The following is a 3351-nucleotide window of genomic DNA, read 5'->3' on the forward strand; positions in this document are numbered from 1 at the left end:
TCGCAGCTCGACGCGGGCATCGCCGACATGCTCGCGCATGACGGCCCGGTGATCGTCGACTGCCGCGTCGCTCAATTGGCGAATTGCTTCCCGATGATCCCATCGGGCGCCTCGCATGTCGAGATGATCCTGCAGTCCGACCAGGTCGCGGGCACGCTCGACGACGAAGCCAAGGCGCTGGTGTGATGGAAAACGTCGCGAAAAAGCTCCCCTCCCGCTTGCGCGCTCCGGGCCGGTTGCGCCCCCGGCGCAACCTAAACAGTCCGGGGGACCGTTTACCCGGAACGGGGTCGGGGGAGGGCCTGTTCGATCAGCGCCACCGTTTGGGGACACGCCCTCCCCTAACCCCTCCCGCAAGCGGGAGGGGGATTTAGAGTCATGCACATCAAGGAAGAGAAAGCCGAGCGGCATACGCTCGCGATCATCGTGGACAACGAGCCGGGTATTCTGGCGCGGATCGCCGGCCTGTTCACCGCGCGCGGCTATAATATCGAGAGCCTGACGGTGAGCGAGATCACCGAAGACAAGCAGGTCAGCCGGATCACCATCGTGACCTCGGCGAGCAGCCATGTGCTCGAACAGATCGTGGCGCAACTCGACCGGCTGGTGCCGGTGCACAAGGTCCACGACCTGACGGCCGAGGGCGATCACGTCGAGCGCGAGCTGGCGCTGGTCAAGGTGGCCGGCACCGGCGAGCAGCGGATCGAGGCGTTGCGGCTGGCCGAAGTGTATCGCGCCCGCGTGGTAGACGCGACGATCTCGAGCTTCGTGTTCGAAGTCACCGGCGGCACCGACAAGATCGACAAGTTCGTCGAGCTGATGAACGAGGTTGGCCTGATCGAGGTCGCGCGCACCGGCATCGTCGCCATTTCGCGGGGGAAGGACGCGGCGTAGCGATCGCAAGATCGCGTCATCCCGGCGAAAGCCGGGATCTCGCGCCGCACGGGAATCAAATCATGAGATGCCAGCTTTCGCTGGCATGACGGTTAAGTTCGAAAGGGAATCCAATGCGTGTCTATTACGATCGCGACGCCGATCTGAACCTGATCACTTCCAAGAAGATCGCGATCGTCGGGTACGGATCGCAGGGCCATGCCCATGCCCAGAATCTACGGGACTCGGGCGTCAAGGACGTCGCGATCGCGCTGCGCGAGGGCTCGGCTACCGCGAAGAAGGCGGAAAGCGCCGGCTTCAAGGTGCTGTCGAACAAGGAAGCGGCCAAATGGGCCGACATCCTGATGATCCTCGCCCCCGACGAGCACCAGGCGGCGATCTGGGAGAACGACCTCAAGGGCAATATGCGCCCCGGCTCGGCGATCGCCTTCGCGCACGGCCTCAACGTGCATTTCGGCCTGATCGAGGCGCCGGCGGACATCGACGTGATCATGATCGCGCCCAAGGGCCCCGGCCATACCGTGCGCAGCGAATATGTCCGCGGCGGCGGCGTCCCCTGCCTGATCGCGATCCACCAGGATGCGAGCGGCAACGCGCACGACATCGCCCTCGCCTACGCCTCGGGCGTCGGCGGCGGCCGCTCGGGCATCATCGAGACCAATTTCAAGGAAGAGTGCGAAACCGACCTGTTCGGCGAGCAGGCGGTGCTGTGCGGCGGCATCACCCACCTCATCCAGGCCGGGTTCGAGACCCTGGTCGAGGCCGGCTACGCCCCCGAAATGGCCTATTTCGAGTGTCTCCACGAGACCAAGCTGATCGTCGACCTGCTCTATGAAGGCGGCATCGCCAACATGCGCTATTCGATCTCGAACACCGCCGAATATGGCGACATCACCACCGGTCCCAGGATCATCACCGACGAGACCAAGGCCGAGATGAAGCGCGTGCTCGCCGACATCCAGTCGGGGCGGTTCGTCAAGAACTTCGTCCTCGACAATCGCGCCGGCCAGCCCGAGCTCAAGGCCGCGCGCAAGGCCGCCGCCGCGCACCCGATCGAAAAGGTCGGCACCGAGCTGCGTGCGATGATGCCGTGGATCGGTGCCAACAAGCTGGTCGACAAGGACAAGAACTGACGTTGATCCGCGGAATGTAACATCGTATCATTTGCACCGGCTTTCGAGGTCGGCGGACAGATGAGATCGATGATCGTTCCGATGCTGGCGGGGGTGGCTCTGGCCGCCCCCGCTCACGCCCGCCGCTGCCCCCGCTTCATCTCGTCGAAAGAGGTCAAGCTCGACCATTTCGCGATCGATTTCACCAACGAACCGCAGCGCGACCGCCCGCCCTATCCCGACGTCCGCGCAGGCATGACATGCCGCGTCGGCACCACCGGCCGTTTGCGGGATTGCGGGACAAGCCTCCGCGACGAACGCGGGCCATGGCTGGTGAACCAGGTCGAGCGCCTTAGACTGGTCAAACGGAAGCCTGGAGGCTGCCCGCTCGGCGGCCGGTTCTATCATCTCGTAATCCGCTTCGAGCATACCGACTGATCATCGCGGCCGGCGGCAGCGAGCACGGCAAAATTCGTGATGGGCATGGACGTACGGCAGGTTTCGGATAATTTCGGCCGCGTCATCAATGCGGGGTTCGAAGCCGAGTGAGCGAGGAAGCGACCGAAGGCAAACCCGGAGTCGGCCGGATCGAGGCCTTCTCGGACGGCGTGCTGGCGATCATCGTCACGATCATGGTGCTCGAGTTGCACGCGCCCGAAGCGCCGGGGCTCGACAAATTGCTCCCGCTCTGGCCGGTGTTCCTCGCCTATGCGCTGAGCTTCGCCTATGTCGGCATTTATTGGGCCAACCACCATCGGCTGTTCAGCCATGCCAAGATGGTGACCAACGCGTTGGTCTGGCTCAACCTCGGCCTGCTGTTCGCGCTATCGCTGATTCCCTTCACCACCGCCTATCTCGGCGAACAGCATTTCAGCCGCGACGGCACGCTCGTCTATTTGGCGTCGATGATCTTTCCCGGCATCTTCTACGTGCCGCTGCAACACGTCATCCGCGTGACCGGCGTGCAAGGGCCACGAGCCGAAACCTATCATCGCCGGACCACGCGCAAGGGCGTCGCGGCGGTGCTGATCTACGTAACGGGTGGCGCGCTGACGTTCGTCTCGCCCTGGCTGGGAATCGCGGCCGCCGCGATCGTTGCGATCCTGTGGTGCATGCCCAAGAGCCCGCTCGACGCGCTGTTTGGGGAGTAGGAGAGACCGCCGGGATTCCCGCGCCCTTTATCTAAACCCCTCTCCCGCTTGCGGGAGAGGGAGGGGCCCGCCACTAAAGGCGGTGCGAAGGTGAGGGTCTTCTTACTTCTTCCAGGCGTATGCCGAGACAAAAAAGAAGAAAGAAGACCCTCACCCAACCCTCTCCCGCGCGCGGGAGAGGGCGACAAGTGCGG

4 protein-coding genes and 1 pseudogene are annotated in these 3351 nt (G+C 63.9%); all 5 read left to right on the plus strand.

Annotated features, from left to right (window positions below; all coding sequences use genetic code 11):
* A pseudogene (locus ACTHJR_RS16405) lies at positions 1 to 186 on the plus strand (acetolactate synthase 3 large subunit); the annotation flags it as partial.
* Between the two features lie 192 nt (positions 187 to 378).
* Positions 379 to 894 (plus strand): acetolactate synthase small subunit, encoded by a 516-nt coding sequence (gene ilvN / locus ACTHJR_RS16410; RefSeq protein WP_440524321.1) that lies wholly within the window; start codon positions 379 to 381, stop codon positions 892 to 894.
* A 113-nt stretch (positions 895 to 1007) separates the two neighbouring features.
* On the plus strand, positions 1008 to 2027 hold the full coding sequence (gene ilvC, locus ACTHJR_RS16415) for a ketol-acid reductoisomerase (RefSeq protein WP_440524323.1): 1020 nt from the start codon (positions 1008 to 1010) through the stop codon (positions 2025 to 2027).
* A gap of 69 nt (positions 2028 to 2096) precedes the next feature.
* Positions 2097 to 2444 carry a hypothetical protein gene (locus tag ACTHJR_RS16420; RefSeq protein ID WP_440524324.1) on the plus strand — a complete coding sequence of 116 codons (348 nt, stop codon included), beginning with the start codon at positions 2097 to 2099 and terminating at the stop codon, positions 2442 to 2444.
* Between the two features lie 107 nt (positions 2445 to 2551).
* On the plus strand, positions 2552 to 3157 hold the full coding sequence (locus ACTHJR_RS16425; RefSeq protein WP_440524325.1) for a TMEM175 family protein: 606 nt from the start codon (positions 2552 to 2554) through the stop codon (positions 3155 to 3157).
* Positions 3158 to 3351: the final 194 nt, after the last annotated feature.

The organism is Sphingomonas sp., from assembly GCF_051962185.1.
In the GTDB taxonomy this organism is placed as follows: domain Bacteria; phylum Pseudomonadota; class Alphaproteobacteria; order Sphingomonadales; family Sphingomonadaceae; genus Sphingomonas.